The sequence below is a fragment of the Halomonas urmiana genome (assembly GCF_005780185.1).
GTDB classification, from domain to species: Bacteria; Pseudomonadota; Gammaproteobacteria; order Pseudomonadales; family Halomonadaceae; genus Halomonas; species Halomonas urmiana.
The window spans coordinates 1-1,562 of record NZ_VBUI01000066.1 but is presented as its reverse complement, the minus strand read 5'-3'; the positions used below and the strand labels follow the sequence as shown (position 1 = coordinate 1,562).

Here is a 1,562-nt window from a genome sequence, read left to right as displayed (position 1 = left end):
GTACTTTTAGTGCGGGGAAGGATAGCGCGGGTCGCGAAGCGGCCCTCAATGTGGGCGGGCTTGCTGCTCAATATACTGACGAACCACCGAGATCGGAGCACCGCCAGCGCTCCCGGCAAAGTAGCTGGGGCTCCATAGGGCATTCTTCTGGTACGCCGGCTTCACCAGCTCGGGGTGCATCAGCTTGAGTCTTCGGCTGGACACCCCTTTCAAGCTGTTCACCAAGCGGGAGAGGGCTACCTTGGGTGGGTAGTTCACCAGCAGGTGAACGTGGTCACCTTCACCGTTGAGCTCCTCTAGTTCCGCCTCGAAGTCGGCGCAGACGTTGCGGAAGATCCCCTCCAGGGATTCAAGATGCTCTGCACCAAAGACGTTTCCCCTGTATTTGGTAACAAAGACCAAGTGAGCATGAAGAATAAAAACGCAGTGCCTGCCTGCTCTGTAGTGTTGTTTGGTATCCATAGACCAACTATATTTGAAGGCGTGAAACAGACCAAGACCCTCAAGGTTCGAGTGAAGGACAAGCACGCTGTCCACCTGGGCCGCATGGCCCGTAGCGTGAACTTCGTCTGGAACTTCGTGAATGAACTCAGCTCCCGGTCGATCCGCGAGCGCGGGGTCTTTCTGTCCGCCTACGACATCCAGAAGTACACCAACGGGGCCGCCAAGGAACTCGGCCTCCACAGCCATACGGTTCAGGAGGTCGGCAGGGAGTACGCCACGCGTCGCAAGCAGTTCAAGAAGTCCTGCCTAGCGTGGCGCAAGTCCCGTGGCGTTCGCCGGTCGCTTGGCTGGGTGCCCTTCAAGTCGGGCGCTGCCAAGTGGAAGAACGGGCAGGTCACTTTCAACGGCCAGCACTTCAAGGTCTGGGACAGCTTCGGCCTCAGCCAGTACGCGTTTCGCTCTGGCAGCTTCAACGAAGACGCCCGAGGCCGCTGGTATTTCAACGTGGTGGTCGAGGTCGAGATCCAGCTGTCCACCGGCCAGGGGGCGGTCGGCATCGACCTGGGGCTGAAGGACGTGGCGACCTGTAGCGACGGCGTGAAGCTGGAGAACGGTCGCTTCTACCGCGACCTGGAAGACAAGCTAGCCATCGCCCAGCGGGCACGCAACAAGCGCCGCGTGAAGGCGATCCACGCCAAGATCAAGAATCGTCGCAAGGACGCCTTGCACAAGTTCTCCCGCCGGCTAGTCGATCAGTACGGCGAAATCGTGGTGGGCGACGTCTCGTCCACCAAGCTCGCGAAGACCCGCATGGCCAAGTCGGTACTGGATGCCGGCTGGGGTCAGCTCAAGACAATGCTGGAATACAAGTGCGATCACGCAGGCATCGTCTTCCGAGAGGTCCGCGAGGCATACACCACCCGTACCTGTTCATCCTGCGGCTCGCTTAGCGGACCACGGGGTGTCAATGGGCTGCGAGTAAGAGACTGGGAGTGCGCGGAGTGTGGTGTCCTCCACGACCGGGACGTGAACGCGGCCCGGAATATCCTCAGTCTCGGGGCAGGACGTTGCCCTCAAGAAGTTGGAATCCCTGTCCTTTAGGGCGGGGAGGACGTCAA

General features: G+C 60.1%; 2 protein-coding genes. One reads left to right on the top strand and one right to left on the bottom strand.

Features of this window, described 5'->3' with window-relative positions:
- Positions 1 to 45 precede the first annotated feature (45 nt).
- Positions 46 to 462, bottom strand: a complete 417-nt coding sequence (gene tnpA / locus FEI13_RS18765) for an IS200/IS605 family transposase (RefSeq protein WP_138183009.1) — start codon at positions 460 to 462, stop codon at positions 46 to 48.
- Between the two features lie 21 nt (positions 463 to 483).
- On the opposite strand from tnpA, the gene FEI13_RS19575 reads away from it, so the two are divergent.
- Positions 484 to 1,545, top strand: coding sequence for an RNA-guided endonuclease InsQ/TnpB family protein (locus FEI13_RS19575; RefSeq protein ID WP_138183008.1), 1,062 nt, complete (start codon positions 484 to 486; stop codon positions 1,543 to 1,545).
- The last annotated feature ends 17 nt before the right edge of the window (positions 1,546 to 1,562 follow it).

What these genes read in the sequence shown, in the direction of transcription:
- tnpA (WP_138183009.1), bottom strand. Translation starts at nt 462, where the DNA reads ATGGATACCAAACAACACTACAGAGCAGGCAGGCACTGCGTTTTTATT.